This is a genomic window from Microcoleus sp. B13-B6, assembly GCF_036705405.1.
Taxonomy (GTDB): domain Bacteria; phylum Cyanobacteriota; class Cyanobacteriia; order Cyanobacteriales; family Microcoleaceae; genus Microcoleus.
Genome location: NZ_JAUBUJ010000028.1, coordinates 1 through 17,559, shown reverse-complemented (window position 1 = coordinate 17,559; position 17,559 = coordinate 1). Strand labels below are relative to the sequence as shown.

The following is a 17,559-nucleotide window of genomic DNA, read 5'->3' as shown; positions in this document are numbered from 1 at the left end:
AAGCAGTTTTTAGGATGATTCTTGTCTGTCGTGGCGAAGCAAACGCAGAGACAGACAGACCTGCGTATTGTCACCTATTGCAATCTCAAAACTTTAAACTCAGGCTTATACTGACTTTGCCAGCACGGTTTTTTCTTTCAGTAGTTGCAGTGCAGCTTGATATTGCAAGTCTGCTGCGGTGCCGATTTGATCGCGCGCGATGGGTTCCAAAGGCACTACGCGATCGGGCGCAATCCCCAGCTTGTTAATATCTTTATGGTTCGGTGTCTCGTACTTAGCAACAGTCACGGCTAACCCGGAACCGTCAGACAAATCAAACAGGGACTGAATCAGTCCTTTGCCAAAAGTCTTTTCTCCTACCAGTTGAGCTCTGCCGTTATCTTGCAGCGCACCCGCCAAAATTTCGCTAGCACTGGCAGTTCCCTTGTTCACCAAAACAATCAGCGGATCGTTAGTTAGGGCTTGTCCAGAGGCTTCAAAACTGCCGAGAATGCCTTGTCTGTTGACCGTGTAGACGATCGTCCCGGAATCGAGCCACAAGCGGGCAATTTCAATCCCTGCTTGCAACAGTCCGCCCGGGTTGTTCCGCAGGTCGAGAATGTAGGCGGCGGCTCCTTGTTTTTCCAAGCGGTCGATCGCGTGAGCGACTTCCTCAGTGGCGTTAGCGCTGAATTGACTCAAGCGAATATAGCCCACCGGCAAATTCTCCGACGCCGACTGCAATTCGGCGTAAACCGGATTCAGAGCAATGCGATCGCGCACTAGCTCAATGTCCTCAGCAACGTCCCTTCCCTCGCGCCCCAAGGTGAGGGTAACAGGAGTGCCGATGCGGCCGCGCATTCGAGTTGCAGCCTCGTCTAGGCTCAATTCTGAGGTGGGAGTGCCGTCAATTTTCAGAATGCGATCGAGGGGTTGGATGCCAGCTTTATCCGCCGGTGAGCCGGCCAAAGGAGCCACCACTGTCAGGGTATTTGTCTGGGGGTCGATCGCAATTTGCAGCCCCACACCCGTCAATTCTCCCGAAGTGTTGACCTGCAAACTGCGGTACTGTTCGGGTTTCAGCAGTCGAGTGAAGGGGTCGTCGAGATTGGCCAGCATCCCCTGAATCGCCGTGTAAGTCTGCTGTCTGTCGTTAAGCGGTTGCTTGACAGCTTTTTGGCGAATCGACCACCAGTTTTGAGAGTTGAAGCTGTCGTCCACATAAGAGCGATTGACAATTCGCCAAGCTTCGCTCAATAGCTGCTGTTCAGGAGTCAGCGCCGCCGCAGGCTGCGCCCACCCACCTAGAACTAGGACGACTTGGAGGCAAAGTACAATAGCAATCTGGAAAACTCGTCTGTGCATGATTTTTCTGTAAAATACCAGTAAGTATTACATTTTATGTATTTTAGGTTTGTACGCTCGGAACCCTGTTGCAGATTTAACTCAGATTTGTTTCCCGACGGTCAGTCCCGAAGGCACTCGGATGTTTAGAAGAATCCTCGCCGTAGAACGGCGAGGAGTTGTCAACTACAAAATAGCAACTCGTCCAGTCGGTGCCAGTTATGTCCCCACAGAAACCTTTAATTCTTGATTTTGCCAAGACAGACGGGATGAAAGTGATTCTCCCGCGCCCCGCAATCCTGTCGAGTCACGGCACAAAGTGGCAAGGAATTCATGTCGAATATCACTCTCAGCCGCCAAACGAATGTCCCGAACACTGTCTCGAACAGCACACGGTTGGCTTGATGCTCAATTCAGCCACACTAAAAGGAACAGTGAACGGGAAAAACTGCGGTAGCGAATCGTGGCAAAGTGGGCAGATGTTCATCGCTGCTGCTGGTACTTATTTCCAGTCAGTTGCAGCCGCAGACTATGAATTTATGGCGATCGCTCTTGAACCTACCGACTTCGACAATACAGTTGGCGAATCGATCAATTCAAATTCCATTGAAATTATACCGCAATGGCAAACCCGCGATCCGTTGGTTCACGGAATTGCCTGGGCTCTCAAAACCGAACTGGAATCAGGCGGATTAAACGGTACTCTTTATGTCGATGCACTGAAAAACGCGCTTTCACTGCACATACTGCACCGCTATGGCGCGAAAAAACCTAATCGGCGAGATGTGGGAGGCGGTCTTGACCCCGGTCAATTGCAGCTAGTTATTCACTACATTAATGAATTCATAAACCGAGATTTGCACTTAAGTGAACTTGCTAATTTAGTGAACATTAGTTCTTATCATTTCAGCCGTATGTTTAAACAATCGACTGGAGTCACGCCCCATCAGTACGTGACCCAGTGCCGAATTGAAAAAGCAAAACAGTTGTTGAAAAAACCGAAGTTATCAATAAAATATATCTCCCAGCAAGTGGGATTTCACGACCAAAGTCACTTTAGTAAGACATTCTGCAAAATTGTCGGTTTGACTCCTAAGCAATATCGCGATCGGCTTTAACAAAACTCAAGCCCCTGTCACATTAAAAGCAGTTTGTAGTTGCAAAGTATTTTCGCCTAGGGCTTGCGGGGATTCAGAAACCGGGTTTTTTGCCCGATCGGGAAACCTGTGTATTTTGGTACAAAACCCGGTTTCTTTGGTAAGCTGTTCTGCCTTTAAATTGTATGTCAAAAAAATTTAAAGTCTTGTGGGGAGTAGGGGTTGGGCGTCCCGCCCGCCCTGAATATACAGTTTAAATGCGCGACAGCTTATTGAGGCGTAAGTTCTGTCGTAAAAAACCCCTGCCCGCCGGCGCTGTTACAATTCTTCATCAAATAGGGATAAATTCCGCAAGAAAATTATATTTTTAGCAATTTTTCCGCAAGAATTTACAATACAGCAGAGCTGGTGCTTTTGTAGACTTGCTCGCATCACATAAACCCGAAGTATCAGCTAGGTAAATTAATCATGTCTACTTTCAGTATTGGTACCAAGTTTCCTGCCGGCACAAGTCCCCAATCCCTCAGTGCCGAAAACTGTAATAACGATAACATCCCAGACTTAAACATCCCAGACTTAGGGATCGCCCCAACGGCTGTTTCCCTAAAGTCAATGACTCAGCTTTCCTCAAAAGCGATCGCATTTATCGATGCTGCCGTCCCCGACTGTCAAACATTAATCGACGGCGTTATCCCTGAAACCGAAGTAATTAAATTAGAAACTAACCGCAACGGCATCGAACAAATTGCCGAAGCTTTGCAGGGGAATAAATTTTCAGTAATTCACATTATTGCCCACGGGAAGCCCGGTTGTTTGCAACTGGGGAACGTGGAATTGAGTTGGCAAAATTTGAGAGATAGCGCAGACAATTTTGTCAAAACAGTTAAGATATGGGCGGGCGGGCTGACACAAAATGCCGAAATTTTGCTCTACGGGTGCAATGTTGCCAAAGGAAATATAGGTAAAGAATTTGTAAAAAACCTGAGTCAAATAACAGGAGCCAATGTTGCCGCTTCTGATAATTTAATAGGTTGTGCGGCAAAAGGCGGCGATTGGAAATTAACAGTAACAGCGGGGACAATTAAAGCTGGCCTTGTATTTGTGCCAGAAGCGATCGCAGCTTACGGCCACGTTCTCAATACGTTTAGTTCTCCTAATAATTTTAATGCGGGAACCAGTCCATCCTTTGTTGCGGCTGGCGATTTCAATACCGATGGCCTCTTAGATTTAGCTGTTGCTAACCCCACCACGAATAGGGTTTCTATTTTACTGGGAAACGGTCAAGGAGGATTTAACTCTGGAACTGATTTGACTTCGGTATTTGGTCCGACCGCGATCGCAGTTGGCAATTTTAACGGCGATAACTTTTCCGACTTAGCGATAACTTCCGCACAAGGTTCGGAATTTAGCAGCATTTATATCTTTTTAGGATCTGGTAATGGCAACTTTAACAGTCCGGGATTTTTGACTGCCCTAGAAAATCCTAGCGCGATCGCTGTCGGCAATTTTAATGCTGATGATTTACTCGATATTGCCATTACTCAATCCAGTGGCAATGGTTTTGTACCTGAAGGCAATGTTGGCATTTATTTGGGAACGGGACAAGGCGGTTTTTCCACTCCTGTTACTGTGAATGTTGGGCAAAGTCCCAGCGCGATCGCTGCGGGAAATTTTAACGGCGACAATTTCCTCGATCTCGCCGTGGCCAACCGAAATTCTAATAGTGTTACCATATTATCGGCAAATGGTCAAGGTAGTTTTGGCAATCCGACTAATATTAATGTCGGTCAAAGTCCGAGTGCGATCGCAGTCGGAGATTTTAACGCTGACGGCAGATCCGATCTAGCTGTAGCCAATGCAGGCAATCAGAACGTATCAATTTTATCAGGGACAGGTCAAGGCACTTTTAGCAATCCTGCTAACTTTAATGTTGGGGCAGATCCTAATGATATTGCCGTTGGTGATTTCAACGCTGACGGTCAACCCGATTTAGCTGTAGTGAACGCCGGTTCTAATAATGTTTCAATTTTAACTGGAACCGGTCAAGGAACGTTTAACGGGCCGTTTAATTATAATAGTGGGGGAACCACTCCGAGCGCGATCGCGGTTGGAGATTTTAACTCTGATACCAGACCAGATATTGCTGTCGCAAATACCAACAGTAACAGAGTTTCAATTCTGTTGAATGTGCTATTGAAAGCAAGTTTTGGTAATTCGGCCTACAGCAGTCTTGAAGGAGACGCAGATGCGACTGTTAATATTCCTGTGACACTCGAAGACGGTTTGCGATTTACAGACTTGATTGTACCGATCGCAACTGTCTTGCCCGTTCCTCCTGCTACCTCACGAGCGACTCAAGGTTCGGATTATACTCTTTCTACTAATACTCTCACTTTTGCCGCAGGTAGTGGCAGTTCGACTCAAAATATAGCTGTCACTATCAAACCAGACAACCTTGCAGAAATGGATGAAGCAGTTGTCTTGAGTTTTGGTACGAGTCCGGGAGGGTTTGCAGGTACAATCCCTCAAACTACCCTCACAATTCCAGCCAACGATCCGATTATTTACACAGTTGCTGCTAGCGCTGGTACTGTTCCTGAAGGCAACTCCGGCACAAATCCGCTGATATTTACTGTTAGTCGCAGTGGCGGTACTGATTCAGCAGGGACTGTCGATTATGGAATAGGGGGAACTGCAACCAACGGCAGTGATTACAATATCGGCGCTACTTCGGGCGCAACAAGTACCAATGCTACTATTAATTTTGCATCGGGAGAAACATCAAAAACTGTCACCATAGATGTATTAGGTGATGCTAGCGTTGAACCAGACGAAACTATTACTGTCACTCTCTCAAATCCCGTGACATTGCCTAATGGTGGTCTTCCCAGCGGCATCTCAACAATTGGTTCTGCTAGTGCGACAACTACTATTACTAATGACGACACTGCTGGAATTGCCGTCAATCCCGATAGTGGATTAATTACAACAGAAGCAGGAGGAACAGCGACATTTACTGTCCAACTCAACTCTCAACCAACTGCTAACGTGACTGTTGGCTTAAGCAGTTCCAATGTTGCCGAGGGAACAGTTTCTACACCCTCGCTGACATTCACTCCCGCCAATTGGAGTGCGCCGCAAACTGTAACTATTAGTGGCGTTGAAGACAATATTGCTGACGGCAATCAAACTTACAATATTGTCACCGCTGCGGCTGTTAGTACAGACAGCAATTACAGCAATTTAAGTGCTGCCGATGTCAGCGTTACGAATAGCGACAACGAAACTCCCGGCATTACCGTTAATCCCGCCAGTACCACAGCAGCAGAAGGCGGTGCAACGGGAATTTATACACTTCAGCTAAATTCGCAGCCAACAGCGCCGGTAACAGTCAGCTTGGAGGGGGGGAATCAAATAAATGCGATCGCCCCCATTAGCTTCGACAGCACTAATTGGAATATTGCCCAAACTGTAACTGTGATTGCGACGGATGACACAGTTGTAGAAGGTACTCACACAGGCACAATCAATCACGCGGTAACAACTACTGACGCGAAATATAGCGGAATTGCGATCGGGGCTGTCACTGTCGCCATTACCGACAATGACACGCCAATTACATCGCCAACACCGCCAATTACATCGCCAACACCGCCAATTACATCGCCAACACCGCCAATTACATCGCCAACACCGCCAATTACATCGCCAACACCGCCAACATCGCCAACACCGCCAACATCGCCAACACCGCCAATTACATCGCCAACACCGCCAATTACATCGCCAACACCGCCAACACCGCCAACACCAACACCGCCAATTACATCGCCCACACCGCCAATTACATCACCCACACCGCCAACACCGCCAACACCACCAATTACACCGACGCCAGCCCCAATCATCATGCCGCCGGCGAAATCGGCTGGGATTACGGTCAATTTGACATCGGGATTAACCACTACAGAATCGGGAGACAAAGCAACATTTACCGTCAAACTAGATAGTCCGCCAACTGCTGATGTCAAAATTGATTTAGCAAGTTCCAATACAACAGAAGGAATCATTTCCCCAGTCTCGCTTACTTTCAATTCAACTAACTGGAATTCACCGCAAACGGTAACAGTAACAGGTGTTGATGACCTTGTAGCCGACGGGAATAAAACTTACAGCATTGTTACGACACCTGCTGTTAGCAATGACAGCAACTATTCTGGGTTAAACGCAGCCGATGTTAGCGTTACCAATAGCGACAGCGAAACCGACAACAATACAGGATTTCCGGTAGATAGCGCAACTGGCGTCGCATATAAACCGGGCGAACTGTTGGTAAAACTCAAACAAGGTCGAGGGAACGAGGCAATCCAGAGTGCTTTTCAGTTTAATGGAGCGATCGAGATCGAAAATCTAGTACCCCGAAGCGAACAGTTAAGCTCAACACCTCGCCGATTAGATCGGTGGCGAGTCGTCAAGTTTGCGACTGATGCAGACTTGTTGCAAATTCAGAGAAACTTAGCTTCAGATTTCAGAATAGAAGCCGTGCAACTGAACTATCTGGAATCTATCAACGCAGTGCCCGATGATACCCTGTTCAGCGAACTTTGGGGTTTGAATAATACAGGAGCCGATGGCGGAACAGCAGATGCCGATATTGATGCGCCGGAAGCTTGGGACACCGCAACAGGTAGCAGCAGTGTCCTCGTCGCCGTTGTGGACAGTGGCGTGGACTACAATCACGAAGACCTGGCTGCCAATATGTGGACTAACTCCGGGGAAATTGCCGGCAATGGTATTGATGATGATGGCAACGGCTACACAGATGATGTGCGCGGCTATGACTTTGCTAACAACGACAGCGATCCGATGGATGATAATGACCACGGCAGTCACGTTGCCGGCACCATCGGTGCTGTTGGCAATAACAGTCTTGGCATAACAGGCATTAATCACACCGTCAGGATCGTGCCTTTGAAATTTATCGGTGCGGGTGGCACAGGTTCGGTAGCTAATGCTGCCAGAGCCATCCGCTACGCTACTGATAAGGGTGCGGACGCAATCAACTACAGCGCTGGCGGTTATCGTCCTTCTGATTTCGACCCGCTTACAGATGTTCGGTATGATGCGATCGCAGATGCCAATGATGCTGGCATTATCTTCGTCGCAGCAGCAGGTAATGATGCGAACAATAATGACAGCAATCGCTTTTACCCTGCTAACTTCGATCTGCCCAATGTCATTTCAGTGGCGGCAACCAACCGTAATGATGGTTTGTGGAGTTCCTCCAATTTTGGAGCTACTACCGTAGACTTAGGTGCGCCCGGAAGCAGCATTTTGAGCACAGTTCCTGGTAATAACTACGATGTTTTTAGCGGAACTTCTATGGCTGCACCCCACGTAGCAGGTGCGGCGGCGCTGCTATTAGCTCAAGATCCGACCCTGACTGTCACTCAACTGAAAAATTCTCTTCTGTCAAATGTTGACCTGCTGCCTTCACTTGCAGGAAGGACTGCTACGGGAGGACGTTTAAATCTTCGCAAGGCTTTCAACCGTCCGCCAGTTGTGAATCGTTCGGTGTTTTCCCAAAGCGCGGCGCTGGGTTTTTCTCAGGCGGGAAATACCTTTACTTTAGCTGCCAATACTGACACCGATCCCGATGCGGGTGACAGCATTAATTATTCGATCGCCCTGGCAAATTCTAGCGATTTAAGTTCATCTGCATTTACCTGGAGAACCGATCTCAATGGCGGTTCCTACCGCCAACCAATTGCCGGTTCAAGTTTCCCGGAAATTCCTTTGCCTTCCTGGCTAACTTTTAATTCCGCAACTCGCACGATTAATTTAGGCCCAACTCGTCCAGGATCGTTCAATTATTGGCTGAAAGTAACGGGAACTGATGAATCTGGCGCGAGTGTTAGCGAGGTAATTCGGTTCAAGAGTTATGGCCTCGGCGGTTTTGTGATTGACGGTTATATCGCTGGCGCTACAGTCTTTTTCGACGCTAACAAGAACGGGGTACTCGATGCTAGCGAACCTTCTGCTACTACTGCGGATAACGGGGAATTCGATCTCGATCTCGACTCCAACATTTTCGACAAAAATCAAAATGGCGAACTCGATCCAGAGGAAGGCAATATTGTTGCTTTCGGCGGCATTGATACTGCTACGGGTTTGCCTTTGGAAACGCCTGTCACTGCCCCGCCTTACGCTACTGTTGTCACCTTGTTAACCAGTTTAGTAGCAGATTTAATTGACAAAGGAATTGACAGCGATCGCGCCGAATCTCTCGTCAAATCTTCTCTGTCCATTCCCGCTAATGTTGATATAACTAGCTTAGATCCGATCGCAGCTACCGAAAACGCGATCGCGGGTGGAGTAGAAACTTTGACTGCAATGGTCAAGGTACAAAACGTCATTACCCAAGCTGCTGCTTTAATAGACGGTGCGTCGATTCTGGAAAATACCGACGCCGTAAAAGCAGTTGTAAGTGCGATCGTTCAACAAATTCAATCGGGGACAACTCTCAATCTCAGCGATGCCAACCAGTTAGCAACCATTGTCGATCGCGCCGTCACAGCAGCGCAACAATTTGACTCGGATTTAAACACTCAGCAATTGTTGCAAATTGCCCCCGATGCAGCTAAGGTAATGGCCGAAGCAAATCAGCGCATTGACCAAGTTGTATCCAACACTGCAACAGCTTCAATTAACCGAGAAGTTGCCCGCGTGCAAAAAGTAGCCCTAGGCGCAACCTCTGCAGACTTAAAAGCAGTCGGTACAGGTACGAAATCGATCGCCCAAGTTATTGCCGAAAATACTGGTACTGCCTTAGATACCAAAATTCAACAAACGACATTGCCCGATACACCTGCTGTTGCGGTGATTGAAGGAGAAATAGATGCGATCGCAGCTAACTCCAATCTAATCGGTACTGACGGCGACGACAGCCTCTCCGGCGACAGCGGCAGCGATACAATGGCCGGCCAACGTGGCAATGATACTCTCAGCGGTTTGGGCGGCAACGACTGGATACACGGCAATCAAGGTAATGATTCCCTCGACGGTAGCGACGGCGATGACACTGTTTACGGCGGCAAAGAAAGCGATAATTTGTTCGGCAATAATGGCGAAGATATCCTATTTGGAAATCGCGGTCAAGATAGCTTGAGTGGAGGTGAAGGCAATGACAGTCTTTACGGCGGTCAAGCTAGCGATATTCTCCTCGGCGGTAACGGATCTGATTTTCTCAGCGGTGACAACGGCGACGACAGCTTGATAGGAGGAAATGGGAGCGATCGCTTCTTAATTTCAGCCAATTCTGGCAGCGATATCATTTTTGATTTTGCGGATGGTATCGACTTATTCGCACTTGCTGAAAATTTAAGTTTCTCGCAACTCTCTATTATCCCTAGCAACACTGCAACTTTAATCACCTTGACAGCAACTGGCGAAATTTTAGCTGCTATCAATGGTGTGACAGCTAACCAAATTACCATCGCTGATTTCATTTAAAATATTAGGGATACCGGCAAATCCTGTGTCCCTAATATTCGTTCAAAAATCAGGGATGATGCAACCTGGATGGCTCTAATTTATCGGCGTTAATCTGTGTTTATCTGCCCTAATCTGCGGTTAAGAAAAGAGAATGTATTAACCGCCTCGGACAAGGGATTGACGCTGATTCACGCAGATGAATAGAAGAGAGATAGGAATAATTCCGATGCTAACAGATTTGATATCAGGACTAAAGTCCTTACAAACTCCAAACTTCAAAATTTAAAATTGCGGGGAGGGGAACAATCCAAAATCTAAAATCCAAAATCTAAAATAGAGTGACTGTTGTGAAATAGTTTTCAGGAGGACAAATGTATGGTAGTTATATGCGGTGACAATCTCGATAATTTGCTAGCCGGTGAAATTGGCGATGATTCCCTGTGCGGGCTGGGAGGCAATGATACTCTATTTGGTTTGGCTGGTAATGACACTTTAGATGGCGGAGAAGGAAATGATAGTCTCGCAGGTGGAGTCGGTAGCGATCGCCTTTTGGGCTACTTTGGTAACGACAGTCTCAGCGGTGGCGAAGGCGATGACAAACTTGAAGGAGGTGCCGGGAATGATATTCTTGAGGGTGGCGAAGGCGCGGATTTAATCAGAGGAGAAAACAATAACGACAGTATCTTGGGATGGGCTGGCAATGACTGTCTTTACGGCGGTCAAGGCAATGATACGGCGATCGGAGGAGATGGAGACGATCTCTTGTTTGGTAGCTTCAACAACGACTTGTTAATGGGTGGCAAAGGTAACGATCGCCTGTTGGGAGAAGGTGGGAACGACACTTTAAGAGGTGACTTAGATAATGACTACATTAACGGCAATGCAGGAGACGATTTGCTTGAGGGAAATGAAGGCAGCGACACCCTGATTGGCGGGCCGGGTAATGACACCATATCGGGTTACAGCTTTTCATCAACTGGAGAACAAATCGATTATTTAATCGGGCAAAATGGAGCCGACATATTTGTTCTCGGTTCATTAAATGCCCGCCCTTACCTCTTCTATGGCGGTGAAGGTCGCCATGCCGTTATTGAGGATTTTAACCGGGTCGAAGGCGACAAAATTCAAGTTGTTGGTTTCGTACAAGATCGTAATGGTTCTAACTTCTTCTCTTACCGATTTGAATCTTATGATGACGCTATGACACGGGGAACTCGGATATTTGTCGGATCGGATTTAATCGCCGACGTTAAAAATGTTACAGATGTGAGTCTATCAGATTGCGCGATCGTTTCGACTGGGTTTACACCGCCATCGCGAGACTTTCCATCCTTCCCGTCTCTTCCTGAAATTCCCTTCCCGATACCGCCGCGTCCCACTCCTTTCTCGCCAATACTGCCAGTTTTTGTGGAAAGTTTGCTTTCTTTTCAATTGTGATAGGACTTTACGGATGGGGGCAATCACCGGCTTTTTTTACGGAAATACGCAGGTTGCCGCCAGCAGATTTTGTTAGTAAAGACTGCAGTCCTGACTACAAAACAAGATTCGATTGTACGATCGAGCCGGTTCGGGTTACTCGATCGACAATGAGGGCGTTTGGGCCCAAAAGGTAAAGTTTTACGATCGAGATGAAATTTGGCCTCTCGCGGCAAACCTGTTTCCGGCTCGGACTGCTTGCTGTAGCTCAGCCCTACCCGCATAGTAGCTTGGGCGGATGTTGAGATTCCGAAAAAAGCCTTGTAAGTGTCCAAAAAGCGATCGCGTGCGTGAAAATTGCACGGCAATTATGTTACATTTTTTATCACAGTCTGGAATTCGATCGGGCAACGCCAGCGAGTAGGGACAAGCCACCGCTTAGTTTCCCAGGGCTTGCAGGCGATCGCACAATAGAGTTCCTTTCGTCAGCTCCAAATTTAAAAAATAGCCTCAGGCATTTGCTAGTAAAAGCAAGCTGCTCGGCGCGGGGCGACAAAAAACCTTGTGGCTGCTGCCCTGAACCTCAACCACAGCAATATTCTTTTAGGAATTCTGGCTCCATGTTTTCTAAACAAATCACCGACTCAAAAACCTACCAGTGGTTTGAGGAACGCCTGGAAATTCAGGCGCTCGCCGATGACATCACTACAAAGTATGTACCCCCCCACGTCAATATTTTCTACTGCTTGGGCGGAATTACTTTAGTTTGCTTTCTGATCCAGTTTGCCACCGGCTTCGCCATGACTTTCTATTACCGTCCGACGGTAGCAGAAGCTTTTTCTTCAGTGCAATACCTGATGAATGAAGTCAACTTCGGCTGGCTGATCCGCTCCATCCACCGCTGGTCTGCCAGCATGATGGTACTGATGATGATTTTGCACACCTTCCGGGTTTATCTGACAGGCGGCTTCAAAAAGCCCCGCGAATTAACCTGGGTGACAGGAGTAATCTTGGCAGTCATCACTGTTTCTTTCGGCGTGACCGGCTATTCGCTGCCTTGGGATCAAATTGGTTACTGGGCAGTTAAAATCGTTTCCGGCGTCCCCGAAGCCATCCCGTTTGTCGGTTCTTTGATGGTTGAACTGCTGCGTGGCGGTGTCAGCGTCGGTCAAGGCACTTTGACTCGCTACTACAGCTTGCACACTTTTGTGTTGCCTTGGCTGATTGTAGTGTTCATGCTGGCTCACTTCTTGATGATTCGCAAGCAAGGTATCTCTGGCCCGTTGTAAATTTTGAGTTGTGGGGGCGGTATTTTTTTTGCCCCCCCGCTGAATTGTGAGTTGAAAATTCAGAATTCATCGCTCAAGATATTTATTTACGGCTAATACTTCCTGCGATCGCCCCGCTGATTCAGACTAACGAATACAGCGGAATGGCAGGCCCGGGTAAAACTAAAAGGAGAACACTCTCACTATGTCTATTATCAAAAAACCAGATTTGAGCGATCCCGCGCTCCGCGCTAAGCTCGCTAAGGGCATGGGTCACAACTATTACGGCGAACCAGCTTGGCCTAATGACTTGCTCTACGTTTTCCCTATAGTCATCATGGGAACGATTTCTCTGTGCGTGGGTTTGGCTGTACTAGACCCGGCTTTGGTTGGAGAACCGGCTAATCCTTTTGCTACTCCGCTGGAAATTCTGCCGGAATGGTATTTGTGGCCTGTGTTCCAACTCCTGCGCGTTTTGCCTAACAAATTGTTGGGTATTGCTTGCATGGCTGGTGTTCCCGTTGGCTTGATTTTGATTCCGTTCATCGAAAGCGTTAACAAGTTTCAAAATCCGTTCCGCCGCCCTGTTGCTACTACTGTTTTCCTCTTGGGAACTGTGTTCACTCTGTGGTTGGGTATTGGTGCTATTTTCCCGATCGACAAATCTTTCACACTGGGTCTTTTCTAAGATTTAAGTTTGCTTGATATTGACGCCTGCGGGTTTCCTGTAAAGTGCTTTTGTACTGCTGGGAAACTTTAGCGGGCGTCATTTGATTTTAGATTTTAGATTTTAGATTTTAGATTGGTGATTTTGGATTTTAGATTTTAGATGTGGGATTTTAGATGTGGGATTTATCGCTCTAAAAGTTAAGAATTATCAGTAATTAATTGTAGGCACAACGGCTGGTATGAAAAAGCCGACTATCGATCGACTCTACACCGCCCTAGAGTCAAACTCCATTAATTTTTATTGCGGAACCTTGACAAACAGAGCTAGAATATGTAACGGACTGGGTATATTTTGTATACCTGCGGGAACTTCAGAGCTCTAGAATAACAGCAACTGCCCCAGGTGCAAGCTATGTCCTCAGAGAAAGCCTTAATTCTTGATTTTGCCCAGCCAGACGCGATGAAATCGATTCTCCCGATTCCCTCAATCCTGTCGAGTCAGGGCACAAAATGGGAGGGAATTCACGTCGAATATCACCGTCAGCCAGCAGACGAAACTCCCGAACACTGTTTCCAACAACACAACATTGGGCTGATACTCAATTCAGTTACAGTAAAGGGAATACTCAACGGGAAACACTACGGTAGCGAACCGTGGCAAAGAGGAGAGATTTTCATTGGTGGTGCTGGTACTGATTTCCAGTCAGGTGCAGTCGAAGATCCTGAATTTGTCGCGATCGGGATCGACCCTACCGACTTCGACAAAACAGTTGGCGAATCGACCAATTCAAACCTCATTGAAATTATACCGCACTGGAAAATCAGCGATCCTTTGATTCTCGGCATTGGCTGGGCGCTCAAAACCGAACTCGAATCAGGTGGATTAAACGGTACTCTTTATGTCGATGCACTGAAAAACGCGCTTTCAATGCACATACTGCACCGCTATTGTGCACAAAAACCGCATAGGCGAGATTTTGAAGGCGGTCTCGATCCTGTCAAATTGCAGATTGTTATTAACTACATAAATGACTACCTAAACCGAGATTTGCACATAGCTGAAATGGCTAACTTAGTGCAGATTAGTCCTTATTATTTCAGTCGTTTGTTCAAACAATCAATTGGAGTCACGCCCCATCAATACGTCACCAAGTGCCGGATTGAGAAAGCCAAACAGTTGTTGAAAAGGCAAGATTTATCAATAACATATATCTCGGAGCAAGTCGGGTTTCACGACCAAAGTCACTTTAGCAAGACTTTCTGCAAAATCGTCGGTTTGACTCCTAAGAAATATCGCGCTCAACTTTAACAGCGATTTGTTGTTGGGTGGGGGCAGGTTTATGAGATTGTCGGTTTTAGGCAATTATTGTCGGTGAGGGGAGCCCCTACAGGAATTATATCTATATTAATCCTGTAGGGGCGGGTTCACCAATATCTCTAATAGAAACGAGAAAGCCTATAAACCCTTCCTAAGCCTTTAATCGCGGTCGATCGACCCGACACGATCAGAATCTGGTTGGAAATGCAGAAAACCAGCTACAAAAACCGAGTCCGTAGCCCGTGTTACAATTTTTTATCAACAATCCGAGAAATTTCGCAAGAAAATTGTATTTTTCGTAAATTTTTCGCAAGAATTTACTATACAGCAGAGCTGGTACTTGTATATACTTACTCGCATAACATGAACCAGGGGTACCAGCTATGAGCTCTCAAAATCAACAGGCATCTTACGGTCAAATTCCCTTAAGTTTTATTGCAAATGCTGGACAAACTGACCCAAATGTGAAATTCCAGGTTAAAGGTGCTGGTCACAGCATCTTTTTTACTCCAAACGAAATTTCTTTCGTCGCTTTCCAGCCACCTAATGAACCGGGAAAGCAAGCCACAAATTCTTCAGTTGTCCGCAGCAGCTTAGCCAACAGCAACCCGAATCCCACAATTTCCGGGCTGGAACAATTGCCGGGAGTTGCTAACTTTCTTTTAGGCGAAGATTCTAGTCAATGGCAGACTAATGTGCCTACTTTTAACGGCGTTGTTTATCAAAACGTCTATCAAGGAATTGACCGCGTTTTCAAAGGCACAGAAGGACAACTTAAAAGCGAGTTTTTGGTAGCACCTTTTGCCGATCCGAGTCAAATTAAAATGAACTATAGCGGTGTTAATGACATCCGGTTGCGTGACGACGGCGCACTAATATTAGAGACACCGCTAGGCGAATTAATTGATAACGCACCGATAGTTTATCAAGATATCAACGGACAGCGGGTGAATGTTCCCGCAGCTTACAATTTATTAGGAAACGGTCAAGTTAATTTTAGTTTGGGATATTTTGACCCCTCTCAACCCCTAGTTATTGACCCGGTTTTAGCTTACTCGACTTACTTAGGTGGCAGCGGCGATGGCATAAGCGGCAACGGCAATGACTACGCCAACCGCATGACTGTAGATAGTACAGGTGCGGCTTACATTATTGGAACTACTTTTAACAATTTTACGACTACTCCCGGTGCATTCCAAACTACGCCAGGGGGTCAAGCTGATTTCTTAGTTACTAAAATTAACCCCGAAGGAACTGCGTTAGTTTACTCTACTTATATCGGCGGTACTGGCAATGAATACGGTTTTGGGATTGCGGCAGACAGTCAAGGAAATGCTTATTTAACCGGACAAGTCGATCCGGGTTATCCAACTACACCGGGTGCTTTTCAACCTACAGCAGTTAATTATAGTGCTGCGGCAACTAAACTCAATGCTGCTGGGAATTCCCTAGTTTATTCTACTTTTTTAGACGGTATCCAAGGAGACCTCGGCAATGGCATTGCTGTTGACAGTAGTGGCAATGCTTATGTTACCGGGCTGACAGGCGGCCCCGGGCCGACAGGCGGCGGTTTCCCCACTGTCAATGCTTCCCAACCTCTATACGCAGGGGGAAGTGGCGATGCGTTTGTTACTAAAGTTAATCCAACTGGTAGTGCTTTAGTTTATTCTACTTATTTCGGCGGTAGCGATCGTGAGGACGCTCAAGCCATTGCAATAGATAATAATGGTAATGCCTACATTACCGGTCTTACTTATTCGACTAACTTGCCGGGGAGAGATTTAGGCTTTCAAAATGCCCTGGCAGGTAGTTATGATGGTTTTGTCGCTAAATTTGACGGCAATGGTGCGCGTGCTTATTCCACTTATTTAGGTGGCTTTGGCGAAGATAAAGGTGCTGATATCGCTGTAGATAGTGCTGGAAATGCCTATGTTGTCGGAATTACCACTTCAACTGAGTTTCCGACTAAAAATGCAGTTCAAGCGACTTATGCAGGTGGTGCAAATGATGCTTTTGTCATCAAGTTAGGCCCTCTAGGTAACAATGCGATTTCTTCAACTTATTTGGGTGGCAGCGGAGATGACAACGGCCATCGCATTACTGTAGACAGTACGGGTAATGCTTATGTGACGGGGGATACGACTTCGACTAATTTCCCGACTAAGAATGCTATTCAAAGTGTTAGCGGCGGCGGGAAAGATGCTTTTGTCACAAAAATCAATGCGTCGGGTTCTGCCTTAGTTGATTCTACTTATCTTGGCGGCAGCGGCGACGACAACGGTAGTGGTATTGCGGTGGATGCTTCGGGTGCAGTTTATGTGGCGGGATCTACTACGTCTACTAATTTGCCTACTGCGAATCCTTTGCAAGCGGCGAATGGGGGAGGTGCTTCTGATGCTTTTATTACTAAAATAATTCCTGGCGGGCCGCAGGTGAAGATTGTTGAGTCGGGCGGCAGCACTAATGTGGCAGAAAGTGGGACGACTGATACTTATACAGTTGTGCTCACTAATCAGCCTACTGCAAATGTGGCGATCGCACTTAATACCGACACTCAAATTCAACCGATTGCTGGCATTAGTTTCACTCCAACTAACTGGTTTGTACCGCAAACAGTGACAGTCAGTGCAGTTGATGATGCAGTAGCAGAAACTTCGCCACACAGCGGCCCGATCGCCCACAGTGCTATCAGTACCGATGCTAATTATAACGGGACTACTGCAAGTTTTACAGTTAATGGCACTGCTGGCAATACCGTCAATGCTAATATTACTGATAATGACACCGCAGGCGTTAGTATTACTCCGACTAACATGACTGCGACGGAAGACGGTGCAACTGGAAGTTATACGGTTAAATTAAATACTCAACCGATCGCACCTGTTACGATTAACGTGGCTACAGGCAGTCAAATTCAACCAATTACCGCACTTACTTTTACAGCGAATAATTGGAATGTCGCTCAAACTGTGGC

Annotated in this window: 11 protein-coding genes; 8 read left to right on the top strand and 3 right to left on the bottom strand. The window is 46.8% G+C overall.

The features are described from left to right. Nucleotides 1–105: 105 nt before the first annotated feature. Nucleotides 106–1,344 (bottom strand): carboxyl-terminal processing protease CtpA, encoded by a 1,239-nt coding sequence (ctpA, locus tag QUB35_RS14855; protein WP_333142629.1) that lies wholly within the window; start codon nt 1,342–1,344, stop codon nt 106–108. A gap of 49 nt (nt 1,345–1,393) precedes the next feature. Between ctpA and QUB35_RS14850 the strand changes: the two genes are divergently transcribed. Both QUB35_RS14850 and QUB35_RS14845 read left to right on the top strand, forming a co-directional pair. Then, nucleotides 1,394–1,573 carry a hypothetical protein gene (locus QUB35_RS14850; protein ID WP_333142628.1) on the top strand — a complete coding sequence of 60 codons (180 nt, stop codon included), beginning with the start codon at nt 1,394–1,396 and terminating at the stop codon, nt 1,571–1,573. Beyond that, a complete protein-coding gene (locus QUB35_RS14845; protein ID WP_333142627.1) occupies nt 1,545–2,441 on the top strand; it encodes an AraC family transcriptional regulator in 897 nt (298 codons plus the stop codon). Before QUB35_RS14850 ends, QUB35_RS14845 begins: the two co-directional genes overlap by 29 nt. Before the next feature lie 6 nt (nt 2,442–2,447). Here QUB35_RS14845 and QUB35_RS14840 read toward each other — a convergent pair whose 3' ends face one another. Further along, a complete protein-coding gene (locus QUB35_RS14840) occupies nt 2,448–2,612 on the bottom strand; it encodes a hypothetical protein (protein ID WP_333142626.1) in 165 nt (54 codons plus the stop codon). Between the two features lie 276 nt (nt 2,613–2,888). On the opposite strand from QUB35_RS14840, the gene QUB35_RS14835 reads away from it, so the two are divergent. Together QUB35_RS14835 and QUB35_RS14830 are read left to right on the top strand one after the other, a co-directional pair. Continuing rightward, nucleotides 2,889–9,932, top strand: a complete 7,044-nt coding sequence (locus QUB35_RS14835) for a S8 family serine peptidase (protein ID WP_333142625.1) — start codon at nt 2,889–2,891, stop codon at nt 9,930–9,932. Nucleotides 9,933–10,289: 357 nt separating this feature from the next. Further along, nucleotides 10,290–11,351, top strand: a complete 1,062-nt coding sequence (locus QUB35_RS14830; protein ID WP_333142624.1) for a calcium-binding protein — start codon at nt 10,290–10,292, stop codon at nt 11,349–11,351. Between the two features lie 180 nt (nt 11,352–11,531). On the opposite strand, the gene QUB35_RS14825 is transcribed toward QUB35_RS14830, so the two are convergent. Further along, nucleotides 11,532–11,765 (bottom strand): hypothetical protein, encoded by a 234-nt coding sequence (locus tag QUB35_RS14825; RefSeq protein ID WP_333142623.1) that lies wholly within the window; start codon nt 11,763–11,765, stop codon nt 11,532–11,534. Nucleotides 11,766–11,950: 185 nt separating this feature from the next. On the opposite strand from QUB35_RS14825, the gene petB reads away from it, so the two are divergent. From petB to QUB35_RS14805, 4 genes are all read left to right on the top strand, one after another. After that, the gene (petB, locus tag QUB35_RS14820; protein ID WP_172190423.1) at nt 11,951–12,619 is read left to right on the top strand and encodes a cytochrome b6; all 669 of its coding nucleotides are present in this window, start codon (nt 11,951–11,953) and stop codon (nt 12,617–12,619) included. A gap of 184 nt (nt 12,620–12,803) precedes the next feature. After that, nucleotides 12,804–13,286, top strand: a complete 483-nt coding sequence (gene petD, locus QUB35_RS14815; RefSeq protein ID WP_333101767.1) for a cytochrome b6-f complex subunit IV — start codon at nt 12,804–12,806, stop codon at nt 13,284–13,286. Between the two features lie 393 nt (nt 13,287–13,679). Then, nucleotides 13,680–14,576 carry an AraC family transcriptional regulator gene (locus QUB35_RS14810; RefSeq protein ID WP_333142622.1) on the top strand — a complete coding sequence of 299 codons (897 nt, stop codon included), beginning with the start codon at nt 13,680–13,682 and terminating at the stop codon, nt 14,574–14,576. A 392-nt stretch (nt 14,577–14,968) separates the two neighbouring features. Continuing rightward, nucleotides 14,969–17,559, top strand: a 2,591-nt coding sequence (locus tag QUB35_RS14805; protein ID WP_333142621.1) for a DUF7948 domain-containing protein, incomplete at its 3' end; no start/stop codon positions are given.